13 protein-coding genes are annotated in these 18,028 nt (G+C 73.8%); 6 read left to right on the top strand and 7 right to left on the bottom strand.

What is annotated here, in order from left to right:
* Positions 1-4 precede the first annotated feature (4 nt).
* On the bottom strand, positions 5-1,078 hold the full coding sequence (locus Q0840_RS10145) for an ATP-dependent DNA ligase (RefSeq protein ID WP_298459309.1): 1,074 nt from the start codon (positions 1,076-1,078) through the stop codon (positions 5-7).
* A gap of 64 nt (positions 1,079-1,142) precedes the next feature.
* Between Q0840_RS10145 and Q0840_RS10140 the strand changes: the two genes are divergently transcribed.
* Positions 1,143-2,147 (top strand): sugar-transfer associated ATP-grasp domain-containing protein, encoded by a 1,005-nt coding sequence (locus Q0840_RS10140; protein WP_298459307.1) that lies wholly within the window; start codon positions 1,143-1,145, stop codon positions 2,145-2,147.
* A 26-nt stretch (positions 2,148-2,173) separates the two neighbouring features.
* Here the strand turns inward: Q0840_RS10140 and Q0840_RS10135 are convergent, their stop codons facing one another.
* Entirely contained in the window at positions 2,174-2,947 is a 774-nt protein-coding gene (locus tag Q0840_RS10135; RefSeq protein WP_298459306.1) for a DUF2599 domain-containing protein, read from the bottom strand.
* Between the two features lie 359 nt (positions 2,948-3,306).
* Between Q0840_RS10135 and Q0840_RS10130 the strand changes: the two genes are divergently transcribed.
* The 3 genes from Q0840_RS10130 (at position 3,307) to Q0840_RS10120 (ending at position 6,878) form a co-directional block, all read left to right on the top strand.
* Positions 3,307-4,083, top strand: a complete 777-nt coding sequence (locus Q0840_RS10130; protein ID WP_298459304.1) for a hypothetical protein — start codon at positions 3,307-3,309, stop codon at positions 4,081-4,083.
* A gap of 138 nt (positions 4,084-4,221) precedes the next feature.
* Entirely contained in the window at positions 4,222-5,655 is a 1,434-nt protein-coding gene (locus Q0840_RS10125) for a hypothetical protein (RefSeq protein WP_298459302.1), read from the top strand.
* A 23-nt stretch (positions 5,656-5,678) separates the two neighbouring features.
* The gene (locus Q0840_RS10120) at positions 5,679-6,878 is read left to right on the top strand and encodes an O-antigen ligase (protein WP_298459301.1); all 1,200 of its coding nucleotides are present in this window, start codon (positions 5,679-5,681) and stop codon (positions 6,876-6,878) included.
* Here Q0840_RS10120 and Q0840_RS10115 read toward each other — a convergent pair.
* The 5 genes from Q0840_RS10115 to Q0840_RS10095 all read right to left on the bottom strand — a co-directional run bounded on the left by Q0840_RS10115 (position 6,859) and on the right by Q0840_RS10095 (position 14,043).
* Complete coding sequence (locus tag Q0840_RS10115; protein WP_298459299.1) at positions 6,859-8,535, bottom strand: glycoside hydrolase family 16 protein; 1,677 nt, start codon at positions 8,533-8,535, stop codon at positions 6,859-6,861. The genes Q0840_RS10120 and Q0840_RS10115 overlap by 20 nt on opposite strands.
* A 163-nt stretch (positions 8,536-8,698) precedes the next feature.
* Positions 8,699-10,936, bottom strand: a complete 2,238-nt coding sequence (locus tag Q0840_RS10110) for a glycosyltransferase (protein WP_298459298.1) — start codon at positions 10,934-10,936, stop codon at positions 8,699-8,701.
* Positions 10,933-12,306 carry a lipopolysaccharide biosynthesis protein gene (locus Q0840_RS10105; protein WP_298459297.1) on the bottom strand — a complete coding sequence of 458 codons (1,374 nt, stop codon included), beginning with the start codon at positions 12,304-12,306 and terminating at the stop codon, positions 10,933-10,935. The genes Q0840_RS10110 and Q0840_RS10105 overlap by 4 nt, the downstream gene beginning before the upstream one ends.
* Positions 12,303-13,151, bottom strand: a complete 849-nt coding sequence (locus Q0840_RS10100; RefSeq protein ID WP_298459295.1) for a WecB/TagA/CpsF family glycosyltransferase — start codon at positions 13,149-13,151, stop codon at positions 12,303-12,305. Before Q0840_RS10100 ends, Q0840_RS10105 begins: the two co-directional genes overlap by 4 nt.
* Before the next feature lie 337 nt (positions 13,152-13,488).
* A complete protein-coding gene (locus Q0840_RS10095; protein WP_298459293.1) occupies positions 13,489-14,043 on the bottom strand; it encodes a DapH/DapD/GlmU-related protein in 555 nt (184 codons plus the stop codon).
* Between the two features lie 285 nt (positions 14,044-14,328).
* On the opposite strand from Q0840_RS10095, the gene purL reads away from it, so the two are divergent.
* Complete coding sequence (gene purL, locus Q0840_RS10090; protein ID WP_298459291.1) at positions 14,329-16,686, top strand: phosphoribosylformylglycinamidine synthase subunit PurL; 2,358 nt, start codon at positions 14,329-14,331, stop codon at positions 16,684-16,686.
* Positions 16,687-16,806: 120 nt separating this feature from the next.
* Entirely contained in the window at positions 16,807-17,850 is a 1,044-nt protein-coding gene (gene rsgA, locus Q0840_RS10085) for a ribosome small subunit-dependent GTPase A (protein WP_298459289.1), read from the top strand.
* The last annotated feature ends 178 nt before the right edge of the window (positions 17,851-18,028 follow it).

The following is an 18,028-nucleotide window of genomic DNA, read 5'->3' as shown; positions in this document are numbered from 1 at the left end:
GGCGTCAGCCGCCGGAGAGCACGTCAGCGAGGTCGAACCGGACCGGGACCTCGAGCTGGGCGTAGGTGCAGCTGGCCGGGTCCCGGTCCGGGCGCCACCGCACGAACTGGGTCGTGTGGCGGAAGCGGGGTCCCTCCATGTGGTCGTAGCGCACCTCGACCACGCGCTCGGGGCGCAGCGGGACGAAGCTCAGGTCCCTGCCGCTGTTCCAGCGGCTGGTCTCGGAGTCGCGCGGGGTGCGACCCGTGGCGGCGCTGCCGGCCGGCCGGGCGGTCCAGGGGTGGTCGGCGGCGTCGGTGACCAGGGGCTGCAGCTCGGCGAACAGCTCCCTGCGGCGGGCCATCGGGAAGGAGCTGGTCACGCCGACCGAGGCGAGCACGCCCGCGTCGTCGTGCAGCCCGAGCAGGAGGGAGCCGACGGCGTCGTCGGCGGCCTTGTGCACGCGGTAGCCCGCCACGACGCAGTCGGCGGTGCGCTCGTGCTTGATCTTGGTCATCACGCGCTTGTCCGGCTGGTACGTCCCGGTCAGGTCCTTGGCGACGACGCCGTCCAGGCCGGCGCCCTCGAACAGCTCGAACCACTGCCGGGCCACGGCGAGGTCGGCGGTCGCGGGCGTGAGGTAGACGCCGGGGCCACCGCCGGGCACGTGCTGCTCGAGCAGCGCCCGCCGCTCGGCGAGCGGGCGCCCGGTCAGGTCCTCGTCGCCGAGCGCGAGCAGGTCGAAGACCACCAGCACGGCCGGCGTCTCGCGGGCGAGCAGCTGCACCCGCGACGCCGCGGGGTGGATGCGCTGCAGCAGCGCCTCGAAGTCCAGGCCGGTGGCGTCGGTGCCGGCGACGATGATCTCGCCGTCGACGACGCACCGCGCGGGCAGCTCGGTGAGCGCCGCGGCGGCGACCTCGGGGAAGTACCGGGTGATCGGCTTGGTGTTGCGGCTGCCGATCTCGACCTCGTCGCCGTCGCGGAACACGATCGCGCGGAAGCCGTCCCACTTGGGCTCGTAGTGCTGCCCGGGCGGGATGTCGGCGACGGACTTGGCGAGCATCGGCTTCACGGGCGGCATCACCGGCAGGTCCATGACGGGCAGTGTGCTGGTCGCGGCCGGGTGGGGCCACTGCGCCGACATCGGTTAGCGTTCAGCCGTGCTCGACGACGCGATGAAGCAGTGGGCACGGCGGGTGGTCCCCACCGACGTGAAGGCCCTGCGCAACTTCCTGACAGCGGAGCGGAAGTCCACGCTCCCGTTCTCCGACCCCGCTCTCATGCTCAGCGGCTTCCACTCCAACCGCCCCTTCGTGTACCCCGAGCGCCCGAGCACCGCCAAGGGCTACATCAGCGACCTGGACTTCCTGCGACGCATCGACGGCCTCAACCCCGCCCAGGTGCGGCGTGAGCTGTCCGACAAGCTGGGCTTCGCCGAGCGCATGCAGGCCGAGGGCTTCGGGGACCGGATGCCGCGGATGTTCGGCGTCAGCCGGGATGGCCGGTTCGAGGTCACCGAGGAGTACTCAGGCGAGCCGATCATCATCAAGCCCGTGGACGGCCGGGCCGGCCAGGGCATCTCCGCGTTCACCTCGCTCGACGACGCCCTCGCGGCCTGCCCGCCCGACCGCACCTTCCTGGTCCAGGAGCGGGTCCAGGCCCACGCCTACGGGCGGGAGATCTTCCCCGGGTCCCTCAACGCGCTGCGGGTCCAGGTGGTCCGCCGTACGCCGGGCGCCGGGCCGGTCGTCGCCGCCGTGGTGCAGCGGATGGGCAGCCGCGCGACGGCCCCTGCGCACTCCCTGACGGCCGGCGGCCTGGTCGCCCGCGTCACTCCCGACGGCGTGCTGACGTACGCCATCGGCCCGACCCGCGGCCGCCACCGTGAGCGCTTCGACACCCACTACGAGACCGGCGGTCAGATCACCGGCCGCGTGGTCCCCTTCTACGCCGAGGCGCTGGACCTGGCGCGCGAGCTCATGACGCTGTACCCGGACGCGCTCTACGTCGGATGGGACATCGCCATCGCCGAGCGTGGCCCGATCGTGCTCGAGGGGAACGCCACCTGGCCGAACCTGGCGACGTTGCAGGCGCACGGGCCGTTCGCGAACGCACCGGAGGTGCGGGACTTCTTCGTCGAGCGTGGGTTGCTGCGGGTGGGGTAGGCGCACAGCGCCGCCTGCTGGCATCCCTACGTCGGGTTGCACCCCGCGAGCATCACCTCCAGCAGCCCCACGTCCGGCCGCCACGGCTCCAGGTTCCAGGTCGGCTTGTCCGGTGCGCCGACCGTGTGGCACACGAGCTGATCGTGCATGACCGGGGTGTCGGCGTCCGGCTCGGCCGCCACGAGCTCCGCCCAGACCGCCACCTCGCCGGCAAGACCCGCCGATCGCGCCCAGCCCGACGGCTCGACGGCGAGCGAGCGGCCACCCTCACGGTCGCCCCAGTCGGTGCCCAGCAGCGCCACCGATCCCACGCGCACGGTGACCGGGCCGACGCCGGTGAGGGCGATCAGCCCGTCGCCCGCGACCGTCACCCTCGGTGCGCCGGCGCCGGCGCCGGGCGCGCCCGACGGGGGCGCTGCCCCGCCCAGGAAGCTGCTGTCGGCCGCGCGGACCACCACCGAGTCGTCGTCCTGCACCTCGACGGTGGCGCCGTCCGGCACCGCGAGCAGCGCGCTCACCGGTGCGGTGGGATCGCCGGGATCGATCGTCAGGACGGCCTGGTCGCCGTCGGGCACGGTGGTGACGACCGCGCCGGGAGCGGTGGCGAGCGCGTGCAGGACGGTGCGGTCACCGGCGGTGACCGCGAGCCCGCGGGTACGGACGGACGTCGCGTCGGGCGTGGGCCCCTCGGTAGGGGACGGGGCGGGCTCGGGCGACGGCGTGCCCGTCGAGGCGGCCGACGGTGACGGCGCGGTCTCCCCGAGCACCGCCGCGCAACCGGTGAGCACGAGTGCCGCCACGCCGCCCACCGCGAGCAGGCGATGACCGGCCCGTCGCCGGCGCGTCGCGGCGCGCACGGTCGCCGGCGGCACCTCCGCACGGCCGGGCGGGACGCCCTGCACGCGCGGTCCACGCCGTGGATGGTCGTCGACGTTCAGCACCGCTGGCCGCACTCCCCGGTCGTCCCGACACCTGTGGACGCCACCGTACTGACCGAGGGGCGGAGCCCTGTCCGCTCCTCGCCACCCGGGCGCGGAGCCGGCCCAGGATCGGGGCACCCCGGTCGCCGGTTGGACGCGGCCGCGGTACGAAGGGCCCCGCGCCGGGACTCCGTACGGTGCTCTCCGCAGCACCGTCCAGACGACGAAGGGTGAACGCCGTGACCGTGGAAGCCGACCCCTTGGGCGCGCTGCTCCCGGTGCTGATCCTGTGCACCCTGCACGTCCTGGCGATGCGGGTGCGCGCGGTGGTCGGCGAGCACGAGCAGGCAGTGGTCTCGGCGGCCGGTGGCGTCTCGGTCGCGTACGTCTTCCTGCACCTGCTGCCCGAGGTGGCGGCGGGCGCCGGGGTGGTCGGGGAGTCGCTGGGCGAGGTCGCCCCGCGCGTGCCGCTGCGGGAGATCGCGGCGTTCGTCGTCGCGCTGATCGGGTTCACGGCCTTCTACCTGGCCGAGCGGTACAGCCAGGACCGGCGCGAGCACGGCGAGCAGAGCCAGTCCGCCGGTAGCGCCTTCACCGTGCACGTCGTCGCGTTCGCCGTCTACAACGTCGCGATCGCGCTGACCCTGCCGGAGCGGGTCGCCGCCGACCGGCTCAGCGCGGCGGTGTTCACGGTCGCGATCGCGGTGCACGTGCTCGTCGTCGACCGCGGGCTCGCCGAGAAGTACCCGCACCGGTACGCCCGACGCGGGCGCTTCCTGCTCGCCGGGGCGCTGCTCGCCGGCTGGGCGGTCGGCGCGATCGCCGCACCGGTGCCGGCCGTCGTCGTGCATGTGACCACGGCGCTGGTCGCGGGGACCGTGCTGCTCACCGTGTTCCAGGAGGAGCTGCCCCGGGCCGGGCGGTCCCGGGTGTGGCCGTTCCTGTCCGGCCTGGCCGGGTACTCCGCGGTGCTCGTCGCGCTCGCGCTGCTGGAGCCGCCCAGCGGCGGGGAGTGACGTCGCGGCGCGGGTCGTCGATTGCCGGCCCAGCAGCCCGGCGACGATCGGCGTCCGGGTGAACTCGTGCGTGCCCGGGCAGCGCGCCGACATGGGTCGGGTCGGGACTGGGTACGGTGACGCCGTGAGAGGGAGTCCGTGGAGCTAGGAATCGTCGCAGCGGCAGTCCGTCGGTGGAGCGTCCTGATCCTCGTCCTCGGGCTGGTCGGCGCACTTGGTGCCGTTGTGGTCGCCGGGACGCTGGATGAGCGCTACCGGGCCTCGGCCACGCTGCTTCTGGACCCGACCGCTGTGCTGGTACCCGGCCAGCGGATCGCCACGGGCGACCCGGAGCGCTACGTCGACTCCCAGCTCAGGGTGCTGACCAGCGCGGCACTCGCCGAGCGAGCCGCCGCCGAGCTGTCGGGAACCTCGGCGCAGGACGTCCAGGACGCGCTCACCCTGACCCAGATCACCGGCAGCGACGTCGTGGACGTCACCGCCGAGGCGCAGACCGCCGAGGCCGCCCGCGACCTGGCCAACGCGGTGGCGTTCGCCTACGTCACGACCCGAGGCGAGGAGTCGAGCTCGGCACGCCAGGAGCAGATCCAGGCGCTGGACAGCCAGATCGCCGACCTGGAGTCGAGCCTTTCACCCGCGGCCGTCCCGGACTCCGCGTCTTCGGCGCAGCAGCTGCTGGCTGACCAGATCGCCGACCTGCAGAGCCAGCGCAACGCCCTGGTGCTGCCGACGGCGGTCCAGGACCGAACTGCGGTCATCGATCCGGCCATCGCACCGACGTCCTCCCAGACCCCGTCGACCCTTCTGGTCGCGCTCGGGGGAGCGGCCCTCGGCCTTCTGGCCGGGGCGATCCTCGCGACGGTGCGCGAGGCGCAGCACCCGCACGTCATGGGCCCGGCGGATGCGCAGAGCCTGCTCGACACGGCCTCGGTCGTCGACATCACGGTCGACCGCGGGCGGCGACCAGGGGCCGCCGCGGGCACGCGGCACGGGCGTGACGGGAGTCCTGGCGGAGGGACGTCGCTGGCGGCGACGATCTCCGGCGGGCTTGCGGGTAGCTCGCCACGCCGTCTGGCGGTCTGCGGTGTGGCCGATGCGTCGGCATCGTGGGACGTCGCCGTGTCGCTCGGTGACGCCCTTGCGCGCCAGGGCGAGCGTGTCGCGCTCGTCGCGCTGGCCCACGCAACGGCGGCAGCGGGCGGCCCCGCCGGCCGAGCCGCAACCGGCGACCACGCGGCCAAGTGGACCCGGGCCGACGGCGGCCGGTCCGGGATGAGCGTGTGGCGTCCCACGTCGGCGGAGCCCCTGTCGGCCGAGGAGGTCCGCGATCACGTGGCCGATGTGTCCGGCGACCACGACGCGGTCGTCGTCCAGGCGCCGCCGGTGCTGCACTCGCCGCTGGTCGCGCACCTGGCGGCCGACGTCGACGCGGTCCTCCTCGCCGTCGTGGCGGGCGCCGAGCGGAATGACGACCTCCTGCTGGCACATCGGACGCTCATCGGCAGGGGTGCGCCGGTGCACCCGGTCCTGGTCAGGCTGCGCGGACCGTGGACGGGCCTGCGCCGACGGTGACGGCGAGCCGTGGCACGAGCGCCGTGACCGTGCTGTTCCCGATCACCCTGGTCGCCTGGTACCTGCCCGACCTGCCCGGAGCGCGGGAGCTCGGGACGCTCGTCGGAGCCTTGACCGTCGTGGCCGCGGCGCTGGCCGTTCCCCGGCACGACCGCGTGGTCACCTCACGCGTGCCCTGGCCACTGGTGCTCTTCGGCGTCTGGGCCTGCGCATCGCTGGTCTGGAGCGCCGACCGTGCCGGAAGCGCCCGCGCGCTGCTCGATCTCGTGGTCCTGCTCGCGGTGGGCATCGCGGTGGGCGTCCGGATGACCGTGCCGGAGGTGCACCGGGCCGTGTTCAGCACGGTGCGATGGATCCTCGTCGTCACAGCGGTGTCGCTCGTGGTGGCCCCCGGCTGGGCGATGGTCCCGGCGGAGGACGGCGCGCCGGGCTGGCACGGACCCTTCTCTCACAAGAACGACCTCGGCGCGTTCTGCGCTGTGGCTGTGGTCACCGTGTGGTTCGGGCCGCGCCGCTCCCGCTGGGTGTGGATGGTGCTGGCCCTGGTGCTTCTGGCCGGCAGCCAGTCGTCAACGGCGGTGGCGGTCGTCGCGCTGGCCGCCGCTGTGGTCGGGTGGCAGCGGCTGGCGGCGAGCATCCGCGAGGCCCGGCATCGCGGGGTGTTCGGCGCTGTCTCGTTGGTCGCGACGCTCGGTGTGCTGGTGGCCGCGGTCACCCGGTTCGATCTCTTCGCGGTGGCGCTGGGCCGCAGTGGCTCCCTCACGGGCCGCACGGAGATCTGGACGGCGGTGTGGCGACACGTCGTGGAGCGTCCGATCGCCGGCTATGGCTGGGGCGGTGTGTGGCGCGAGTGGTCCGCGCCCACCCAGGAGATCTGGCGGGAAGTCAGGTTCCCGGCGTTCTACGCCCACAACGGCTACCTCGACCTTGCCTTGCAGGTCGGTGTCGTCGGGCTGGCGCTGTTCCTCCTGGCGCTGGGGCCGGCGATCCGCACGTTGTGGCGGGACCGTGCCGACGGCGCCGCGCTGTGGGGGCTGCTCATCATCCTGACAAGCCTCGTCGCCGCCGTGACGGAGTCTGCTCCGTTCACCGGCCGCGGGCTGCTGCTGCTCGTGCCGCTCGTGGTCGCGGTGGCGTCCGGGCCCGGTCTCCTTTCCGCGCCAACAGCAGAGCCGAGCACGACGACGCCCGAGCGTCCAGCGCTCAGCCGCTCGTCAGGCTGACCGCCGAGAACCTCAGGGTGCGCTTGCCGACCGGCCCGCCCTGGTACCCGATGCCCCCGGCGCCGCCGGTGTAGGTGGCATCGGCGGTCGCGATCGTAGGTCGGATCGGGCGCGGCTCGCTGTTCTTCCACACGAACGCGCCGGTGCCGGGCCGCAGGGCGACGTGGATCACGTCTCCCTTGGCGGTCGGCAGGGTGGTCGGGCCGCCCAACTTCGTCAGCGCGTAGCCGGCGGCCCGTTGGTACGTCAGGGAGCTGTGCGGGCCGGTGCCAGGTGTGAACCGCAGGACGTAGCCGTTCTGCGGGTACCAGGACCACGACGTCGGAGCGGCCCCGGTGACGGCTGCCGAGAACGCCACGGTGTAGTCGGCCTTGTCGTCGACGTGGAAGTCGTACCGGTACTCCCCGCGGGCGACGGACTGGGTGGTGCGCACGTCGACGTAGGAGCCGTAGCCGGTGCGGGCGGGGGTGGTGATGGACCCGATCCCGTTGCGCACCGAGAAGTTCGGCCTGTCGGTCGATGAGGTGCCTTGGAACGAGTACCGCCAGTCCCGCCAGAAGGCCGGCCGGAGCGTCACCGGCACGGGCGTCGGTGCGGGGGCCACGACCGCCGGCGGCAGGCTGGCGGCGTCGGTCGCCGGCGCCGGCGTGGTGGCCGCCTTCCACACGCGCATGTACTCGAGCTCGAACGTCGCGGGGAACGGCGTGCCCGCCTCCGGCTCGTTGCGGCCGGGGCCGAGGAACGTGCCGCCCACCGCCAGGTTGGCGAGCAGGTACATCGGCACCTGCGGGATCCGGGCCGGATCGGTGACCTCGTGGCGCAGGACGCCGTCGACGTAGTAGCGCAGGTGCGTCGGCTGCCAGTCGAGGGCGAAGTGGTGGAAGCGCCCGGACCAGTCCGCGGCGGCGTCGGTGCGGACGCCCTGGTCGTTCCAGGGCGCGAACGCGTAGATGTTGTTCATGAAGACGGTGTCGGGCGCCTTGGACGCCCACTCCATGAGGTCGACCTCCGGCGGCCACGTCCGCCCGGCGGACAGCATCCAGACGGCGGGCCACAGGCCACCCTTGCCGCCGCCGTGGGCCGGCATCTTCGCGCTGAACTCGACGAGCCCGTACGTGAACTCGTACTTCCGGTGGCTGCTGATGATGCCGGACGTGTAGGACATCGGTGCGGACGGCCACGTCGTGCCGTTGTTGTCGCCGTAGGCGGTGACCGGTTCGGCCGCGCGGTCGGCGACGATCCGCAGCGAGCCGTCGGCCACGACGTCGGCGGCCGGGACGTACGCCTGGAGCTCCTGGTTGCCCAGATTGGTGGTGGGTGGATCGGCGCGACCGGCCAGCGTGGCGAGGCCGGCGTCGCCGCCGTGGATGTAGTTGGGGGTCCACTTGGTCCGGTCGAGTGCGCTGCCGGTGAACTCGTCCGCGAACGCAAGAGCCCAGGAGCCAGCCAGCGGCGGCGTGGGCGTGATCACGCCGGCCGTCGTGCCGACCTCGGACACGAGGTCGCTGGCGGCAGCGGGCGCGGGCCCCCCGCCGGTGACGAGCACGAGGACCATCGTGGCCGCCCCTGCCGTGGACAGCGCCGCGGCCGACAGGCGCTGCCCGCGCGCTGCGGCCGGTCGCCACGAGGGCAGGAGGGTGCGGCCAGTCCTGTGCATGGGGTGCGCTCCGTGTGTGTCCGTACCGGCGGGCCACCCGCGGTCGCGAGGTGGCCCGGCGTCGCACGGATCGCGTGACCAGCGGCTCACGTGGACGCCCTGCGCATCGGCATCCTCGCGCCAGGTGTGAGGGTTCGGCGGGCAGGTGTGACGCTCTGAAGCGTCACACCGACCGCGCCTGGACGCCGCAGCGCTCCAGGTACGCGTCGATCTCCTGGTAGGCGCGCTCGGGGGTGAACAAGGTCGCCTGCTCCCGGGCCGATGCCGCCAGCGCGTCGCTGGCGCCGAGGTCGCCCAGCAGCCGGGCCACCGCGCCGGCGAAGTCGTCGGGGTCGTCCGCCAGCACGAAGGGCCGCGGCTCGAGGGCCATCAGGCCCTGCGCGCCCACCGACGTCGTGATGACGGGCACCCCGTGGCAGATCGCCTCGACGATCTTGATCTTGAGCCCGCTGCCCATCTGGAGCGGGACCACCACCGCAGCGGCCCGTGCGTGCTCCGCGTCGAGGTCGGAGACCTCGCCACGGAGCACGACGCCGTCCGGTACGGCCCCGATCCGCGCGCACACCGTCCCCACGACGTGCAGCTCGGCCTCCGGTCGTGCCCGCCGGACGCCGGCCCAGCACTCGTCGAGGAACCACCGGAGCCCGTCGACGTTCGGCAGCGACCCGCTGCCGACGAACAGGCAGCGGTCGGGGTCCGCGCGACGCCCCCTGGTGGGCGTGGTGAAGGCGACGGGGGACACCAGCACCTCGGTGTCGGGAGCGAGCCGCCGAAACTCCTCGGCGTCGTCCCACTGGATGGCGACGACGGCCGGGACGCTGGCCAGCAGGGCGCGCTCGTCGTCCACCCCGAAGGCCGACGGGGTCACCCGGTACCCCTTGGCCCGCAGCGCGTCGGCCCGCTGCCACATCACGTCAGAGGTCAGCACGCATGGCGCGCGCACGGAGGTGGGCAGCCGCAGCGGCTGGGGCAGGGACCACAGCGTCCAGAAGAAGACGGCCTCCGGCTGCTGCTCGGCGAGCCGCTGACTGATCCAGGCGCTGAGCGCGGCGTCGGGCCGGGTGCCGAGGTGGTGGTCCACACCGCGACCGGACCGCAACCGCGTCCGCAGCGCGTCGACGCGCCCCTGGAGCTGCCGGGGAGCCGCGCGGAACAGTCGCCAGGCGACGCCGGACGCCAGCGCGGACGGGCTCACCACCACGTCCAGCCCTCCGATCCGACGCACGCCCGGGGCGACGAACCTCAGCCCGTCCGCGTCGGCTCGCCGCACCAGGAAGCCCACCCGGTTCGTGGTCACCACGACCACCGTCAGCCCGCTCATGCTGCGCGCGTGGTCGACCAGCCCCCCGAGGAAGCGTGAGTGTCCGGCGGCCTGGTAGAAGGGGCTCTCCGAGGTGACGAAGGCGGCCAGCGGTCGGCCGTGCGCCGAGCCCGTCCCCGACGAGTAGTGGTCGTAGCGGTGCCCGGCCAGGCCGACCACCATGCCGACGGCGCGGACGACGCGCAGCGCACCCGCAAGCGCGTCGGACCGGTGTCGTCCGGCCAGAGCGCGGACCGCGGCGACCGTGCCGGTGAGCGCCCAGAAGCCCGCGCCGGCGGCGCGACGGACCGGCCTGCCCACGGGCCACCCGGGGCCGCCGCGGTCAAGGAGACCCAACGTGTTGCCCTTTCGATACTCCCGACGCATCAGGTAGCGCACGGAAAGCCGCTGCTGCGGGACGTCCTCGTGGGCGACGGCGCGTGCTGCCCACCGCAGCCGGGCGCCACGCGTCCACGCCGACCGGAAGAACAGCTGGTCCTCGCCGCCGGACAGACCGAGCGTCGCGTCGAACGAGAGCGCCAGGCGCGAGATCGCGGCCGTCCGGAGCAGCGCGTTGCCGGTGATGCCCTCGGTCAGCTCGGCTCCGTCGGGGAAGCCCGTCACCGCGAAGAAGTCGTCACGTCGCAGCCACGACGGTGCGCCCTCCGGGTAGGCCGGCAGGACGGGGCCGCACACGATGTCGGCGCGCGTCCTGTCGGCCACCACGAGGAGCTCGTCGAGCCACATCGGCTCGGGCACCTCGTCGTCGTCGATCAGGGCGACGAACTCGCTCCCCGGGGCGGCGGCGTCCAGAGCGGCGTTCCGCGCCACCGAGATGTTGCCGGCCCCGAGCGGGACGTACGTCACGTGCAGGACGCCGCGCGACCGCGCCAGCGCCACCGTCTCGTGCGCATCGCCCTCCGGCGAGTTGTCGACCACGACGACCGCCACCTCCGGCGTGCCCGATCGGGGGAACGTGAGCCGCTCGAGCGCGGCGAGGAGACGGTGCAGGGCCTCCGGTCGCCGGTAGGTGCAGACCGCCACCGTGACGAGCCGTCCCGGTCGGGCGCTGTCGCCGTGGTCGGGCAGTGTGGCAGTCATGCCGGTGCTCCTTCTGGGACGGTGCGGTCGTGCACCCGCTGGTACCGGACGAGTGCGAGCCAGGTCAGACCGATGAACACGAGCTCGGCGACGACGGTCGCCAGGACCGCCCCGCGCCACGAGTACCCGGTGATGAGGACGACGCCCCCGACCACGGCCGCCAGCGCGCTGCAGACGATGATGCCCAGCCGTGCGCCGTTCCGGCGCAGGCCCATGAGGCCGTTGAACCCGAAGAGGCTGAGCGCGCGCAGCAGGACCAGGCCGGCCAGCCACGGCAGCATCGCGGCGGTCTGCCGGTAGGCGTCGCCGAGGACGAGCGGGATCAGCGGGGCGCCGACCACCAGCACGCCGACCGCGACCACGGCGTAGGCGGTGGCCAGGCCGGTGAACCGCAGGGAGCGGCGCAGGTGCTGACCGCGCGCGCGGGGGTCGTGCTCGAGGAAGCGGCTGTGCGACGAGGCGAGGATCGCCCGGATGGGTACCACGGCGATCTGCACGCCGCGGTAGGCAGCGGCGTAGAGCCCGGCCGTCACCGGGTCGGCGAGGCGCACCAGGAGGATCTTGTCGGAGTCCTCCTGCAGGGCGAAGGACGCCAGCGTCCCGGCGTACCCGAGGCCGCTGCGCAGCTCCGAGGCGTCAGGTCGCCGGGGTCGCGGCACGAAGCCCCGGCGCGCGCTGACGTAGGCGAGCGAACCGAGCCCGCACGTCACGCTGACCGCGCAGTAGGCGACCGCGACGCTGAGCAGCGAGAGCCGGTCGGTCACCGCGAGCCCGACCACGGCGGACAGGCGCACGGCGAGGAAGGCGATCCGCACCCGGGCCGACTCGGCGTAGGAGACCGTGGCCTGGAGCAGTGCGGCCGAGACGAAGACGACGCCGAGCCCGAACAGCTCGGCGACGGCGAACAGCACCACCACCAGCACCCCGATCCCGGGCAGCAGGAGCGGGCTCAGCGCGGCGGCAGCCCCGACGGCGAGGACACCGGTCACGCCCAGCAGGCCCAGTCCCATCCCGAACACGTGGGGCTCCGGGCGACCTTCGCGCACGATCTCCTGCAGCAGGAGCAGAGCGATCCACGAGTGCGACAGCGTCGCGAGGATCGCCACCAGCGCCTGGGAGCCGGAGAAGTACCCGTACTGCGCGGGTCCCAGGTGCGTGGTCAGCAGGTAGAAGACCGCCAGCGTCGCGACGAGCTGGAACCCCTCGCTCGCGAACGACCAGACGCTGTCTCTGGCCAGCCGGCTGCTGCGCGCCGACAGCGGCGCACGTCGTCGTCGGCGCGAGCCCGCGCCGACGGACGGCTGGTCGGGTCCACCGCCGTTCCGGTCGCCTCGTCGGGCGGCCGGGGATCGGCCCCGCACCGATCTCACGTGGCCCGTCGTCGCGACCGTCTGACCGCGCCGAGCACCTCGAGCGCCACCACGGGCACGAGCGGCAGCGGCTCGACCAGGTACCGACGCCACAACCGGGTCGGCTCGGTCACGAGGCGGTAGATCCACTCGACGCCGAGCGGACCGAGCCAGCGCGGCGGCGTCGGCCGGTCGTCGCCGATGAAGGACAGGACGCCCCCCACGGTGACGATCGGGCACCGCGGCATGGACTCCACATTGGCGAGGAGCCACCGCTCCTGGCGCGGCATGCCCATCCCCACCAGCAGGACGTCCGGCTTCGCTGCGGAGATGGCGTCGACCACCGCCTGGTTCTGGACCGGGTCCTCGGTGTCGAAGAACCCGTCCACCAGCGTCAGACGCAAACCGGGGTGACGGCTGAGGGCGGCGTCGCGCACGCGCCCCAGCATGGGCTCGGCACCACCCACGTGGACGATCGACAGGCCGTGGGCCTCGGCGTACGCGAACAGCGGCCAGATCCAGTCGAGGACGGCCAGCCGGTGCTCGAGACGGACCCCGGGGCCACGAAGTCGGGACAGCCAGACGACCGGCGTGCCGTCGATGAAGATGTAGTCGAGCTGCTCGTACAGCATCGCGAAGCGGGCGTCGCTGCGCTGCAGGGCGAGGCTGTGCATGTTGTGGTTGCCGACGAGCGCGCGTTCACCACGACGTGCGGCACCGCTGAGCATGTCGATGAACTGGTCGACCTCGAAGGCGTCCACGTACCCGTCCAGGACGCGGTGACGCGACGGGCCGGCCGTGCGGCGGGTCGTGCTGAGGAGCGCGGCAGAGCCGGCCCAGTCCCCTGTGACGCCTTCGTTGAGCATGCTGACACTGCTTTCTCGCAGAGATACGGGTCGTCGGTGGGGGCGGGGCGCCCACCCGAGACCTCGGCCCGCGTCGGGCCTCGACCGCGCTGATCGTAGGGCGAGAAAGTCCCGTCCCGGTGCGAAGTGAGACGACGATCACGCTCGCTCAGGCCAATGGAGCAGCAGTGCGTGTTCGCCACCGGGAGGAATTCACCCGCCCGGCGGCTGCAGGTGTTGGCTGCGACGGAGCAGCTCATTCTGCGCGCCACCTGTCACGGAAATTTGTCACATTCGTCGACGTCATTGATGACATTGCGGAGTCGACGGTCCCGGAGGTGGCGCGCCGCCAGGTCCGTCAGCGCCTGAACGAGTCGGGGGGCTGCGGGAAGGTCCGCACGACGCGAGCCGGCACTCCTGCGACGACGGTGCAGGGGGCCACGTCGGCCGTCACGACCGAGCCGGCGCCGACGACGGCCCACCGCCCGACCGTCACCCCTGGCATCACGATCGAGCGCCGACCGAGCCAGGCGTCGCTCTCGATGACCACGGGTTCCACCCGCCGGGGGATCCCGGGCGCGACGTCGTGGGCGCCGTCGTCGGCCACGGTGACGTGCGGGCCGAGCATGACCCGGTCGCCGATGACCACGCGGTGCGCGGCCCAGATGTCGGCGCCCTGGTTGATGAAGACGTCGTCACCGAGCACGAGCTCGCCATCGGGACCGACCGCGATCTGGGTCGGGTAGCGGCGGCTGTCGACGAGAAGGCCCGCGCCGGCGACGAGCCGTCCCTGGTTCGCCACGGCGACCTGCCCGCGAAACCTGGGAAGCCCACGGAAATCCGCCCCCGCGGATCGCAGGATCCGCTGGGCGCGCAGTGCGGCGAGCGCGGAGACGTGTTTCGGCCAGGCCACGCGGTGATGCTACGCGAATGCCGCCCGGCGGCCGCGTCGCTCCCCGATCGGAGCAGCATCGCCTGCGATTAGGCCCACCGGGTGACGACAGCGGGCACGCTTTCCCGTCGATTTCACGGAGGGCCGGTCGGCGCACCGGCGGGCCGGGGACGGCGGCTGCCGACAGCCGGCGCGGCGCTGAGGCTGTCGGCGCGGGTCGCCTCACGGACCGGACGGCCCGGCCGCCGTGTGGGCGCGCGACCGTAAACTCGTCCCTGCCCACGTGGACCTTCCGGTAGGGAACCTATGACCTCCGCGCCTGACCTCGCCCCCCTCGACACCGTCGACACCGTTGACCGGGCGTCGGCCACGCCGGACCTCGCGCTGCCGTACGCCGAGCTCGGGCTCAAGCCGGACGAGTACCGGCGCATCGTCGACATCCTCGGCCGGCGCCCCACGGCCAGCGAGCTCGCCATGTACTCGGTCATGTGGTCCGAGCACTGCTCGTACAAGTCGTCCAAGAACCACCTGCGGCAGTTCGGCGAGAAGACCACCGACGCCATGAGGCAGCACCTGCTGGTCGGCATCGGCGAGAACGCCGGCGTGGTCGACATCGGCGACGGCTGGGCGGTCACGTTCAAGGTCGAGTCCCACAACCACCCGAGCTTCGTCGAGCCGTACCAGGGCGCCGCGACCGGCGTCGGCGGCATCGTCCGCGACATCATCTCGATGGGGGCACGCCCGGTCGCCGTCATGGACCAGCTCCGGTTCGGCGCGATCGACCACCCCGACACCGCCCGCGTGGTGCACGGCGTCGTCGCCGGCGTCGGCGGGTACGGCAACTCCCTCGGCCTGCCGAACATCGGCGGCGAGGTCGTGTTCGACCCGTCCTACCAGGGCAACCCGCTGGTCAACGCGCTGTGCCTGGGCGTGCTGCGGCACGAGGACATCCACCTGGCCAACGCGTCCGGCGTCGGCAACCAGGTCGTGCTGTTCGGTGCGCGCACCGGCGGCGACGGCATCGGCGGGGCGTCCATCCTCGCCTCGGAGACCTTCGACGAGACCAAGCCCAGCAAGCGCCCCAGCGTCCAGGTCGGCGACCCCTTCATGGAGAAGGTGCTCATCGAGTGCTGCCTGGAGCTGTACTCCGCCCAGGTCGTCGAGGGCATCCAGGACCTGGGTGCGGCCGGCATCTCGTGCGCGACCTCCGAGCTGGCGAGCAACGGCGACGGCGGCATGTACGTCCAGCTCGAGAAGGTCCTGCTGCGCGACCCGAGCCTGACCCCCGGCGAGATCCTCATGTCGGAGTCGCAGGAGCGGATGATGGCCGTGGTCCGCCCCGACAAGCTCGAGGAGTTCCTCGCGATCACCTCGCGCTGGGACGTCGAGACCGCCGTGATCGGCGAGGTCACCGGGACCGGCCGCCTCGTCATCGACCACCACGGCCAGCGCATCGTCGACGTCGACCCGCGCACCGTCGCGCACGAGGGTCCCGTCTACGACCGTCCCTACGCCCGCCCGGCCTGGCAGGACGGGCTGCAGGCGGACTCGGTCAGCACGGAGGCGGGCGCCCGCGCCTACCCCCGTCCGGGCACCGTCGAGGAGGTCCGCGCGACGCTGCTGCGCCTGCTCGCCTCCCCCAACCTCGCCTCCAAGGCCTGGGTCACCGACCAGTACGACCGATTCGTGCAGGGCAACACCAAGATGGCCATGCCCGACGACGGCGGCGTCATCCGGGTCGACGAGGGGACCGGCCTCGGCGTCGTCCTCGCGACGGACGCGAACGGCCGCTACACCAAGCTCGACCCGTACACCGGCGCCCAGCTCGCGCTCGCCGAGGCGTACCGCAACGTCGCCGTCACGGGGGCGCGCCCGCTGGCCGTCACCGACTGCCTCAACTTCGGCTCGCCGGAGGACCCGGACTCGATGTGGCAGCTCGTCGAGGCGATCCGCGGCCTCGCCGACGCCTGCCAGACCCTCGGCGTCCCGGTCACCGGCGGCAACGTGTCCCTCTACAACGGCACCGGCGAGCCCGGCCAGATCGACTCCTCCATCCACCCCACCCCGGTGGTCGGCGTCCTCGGCGTGCTCGACGACGTCGCCCGCGCCGTCGGCTCGGGCTGGACGACGCCCGGCCAGTCCGTGCTGCTGCTCGGCACCACGCGCGCCGAGCTGGACGGCTCCGCGTGGGCGGACGTCGTGCACGGTCAGCTCGGCGGGCTGCCGCCGGCCGTCGACCTCGACGCCGAGCGGGCGCTGGCCGAGGTGCTCGCCCTCGCCGCGCGGGACGCGCTGGTCGACGCCGCGCACGACCTGTCCGAGGGCGGCCTCGCGCAGGCGCTCGTCGAGTCGTCGCTGCGGTACGGCACCGGCGTGCGGGTCTCGCTCGACGGGGTCTGCGAGCGGGACGACGTCACACCGTTCGAGGCGCTGTTCTCCGAGTCGACCGCCCGGGCGATCGTCGCGGTGCCGCGCTCGGAGGAGGTCCGGTTCGTCGACGCGTGCGGCGCCCGGGGCGTGCCCGTGCTGCGGATCGGCGTCACCACGGACGCCGACGAGGGCGGCGCCGGGGGAGCGGCCGTGACCGTCGACGGTCTGTTCACCCTGCCGCTGGACGAGGCCCGGGCCGCGCACACCGGGACCCTGCCCCGCTACTTCGCCTGAGCCGGCCCGGCCGGGTCGCCTCGGCCGGGTCAGCTCCGCCGATCATGTCCGCCGGGCCGCCCCGCGGCCGGACGCAAATTTCGGTGGCCCCCGCCGAGCCCACCGGCCTAGCGTCCCGGCATGCCCGGCACCACCATGCTCGTCGCCCGCGTCGACCGCGGCGCCGTCCTGCTGCTCCCCGCGGACGCCCCGTCGTCGGCGGCGACGCTGCGGGTCGCACTGGACCGCGACGGCCTCGTCGCGACCGGCGCCGACCCCGAGGTGAGCCGTGACGCGACTGCGGCCGACCGGCTGCCACCCACGGTCGGGGACGTCGTCGTCGTCGAGCACGACGACGACCGGCCGCCGCGCCTGACCGCGCTGCTGCCCCGGCGTACCGCGATCGTCCGGGACTCCGCCGGCGGCTCGTCGCGCGCCCAGCCGCTCGCCGCGAACGTCGACGTGGTCCTCGTCGTCGAGCACCTCGACCCCGACCCGGACCTCGGCCGCGTCGAGCGGCTGCTCACCCTGGCGTGGCAGTCGGGGGGGCTCCCCGTTGTCGTGCTGACGAAGGCCGACGTCGTGCCGGACCCGGCCGGCATGGCGGCCGAGGTGGCGCAGGCCGCGCCGGGGGCCGACGTGTACGCGGTGAGCGCGACCGCGGGGACCGGCCTGGACCCGGTGCGCGCGCTGCTCGCCCCCGGGACGACGCTCGTCGTGGTCGGCCCCTCCGGGGCGGGCAAGTCGACCCTGGTCAATGCGCTCGCCGGGACGGAGGTCATGGCGACCGGTGAGCGCCGCGCCGACGGCCGCGGCCGGCACACCACGACCCACCGCGAGCTCGTCGCCCTGCCCGGCGGGGCGCTGCTGATCGACACCCCCGGACTGCGAGCCGTCGGCCTGGTCGCCGACGACACCGCCGTGGACGCCACGTTCGCCGACGTGACCGACCTCGCCCGCCGGTGCCGGTTCGCCGACTGCGCGCACCGCACCGAGCCCGGCTGCGCGGTGCAGGCCGCCCTGGAGTCCGGGGAGCTGCCCGAGCGCCGGTACGCGAGCTGGCAGCGGCTCGCCCGCGAGGCCGCCTGGCACGCCCGCCGCTCCGACGCCCGGCTCGCGGCTCTGGAGCGGGCGCGCTGGAAGCAGCGGACGGTCGAGCACCACCGGGCGGCGCGCCAGCGCTGACGCTCCGGGCGCGATGCGCCGTGCACGCCCTAGGGTGCCTGCACGACCTCGGCGCCTGCTGCGGCCGGGTGACGCGATGTGCCGAGGGGGCGCGTGGTGGTGCAGGACGAGGCGGCGGAGCACGCGGACGCGCGGATCGCGCTCGCGGACGCTCTGCTCTCCGACGACGAGCCATGGG

This window comes from uncultured Cellulomonas sp. (genome assembly GCF_947494015.1).
Classification (GTDB): domain Bacteria; phylum Actinomycetota; class Actinomycetes; order Actinomycetales; family Cellulomonadaceae; genus Pengzhenrongella.
This window is presented reverse-complemented; position numbering and strand designations above follow the sequence as displayed.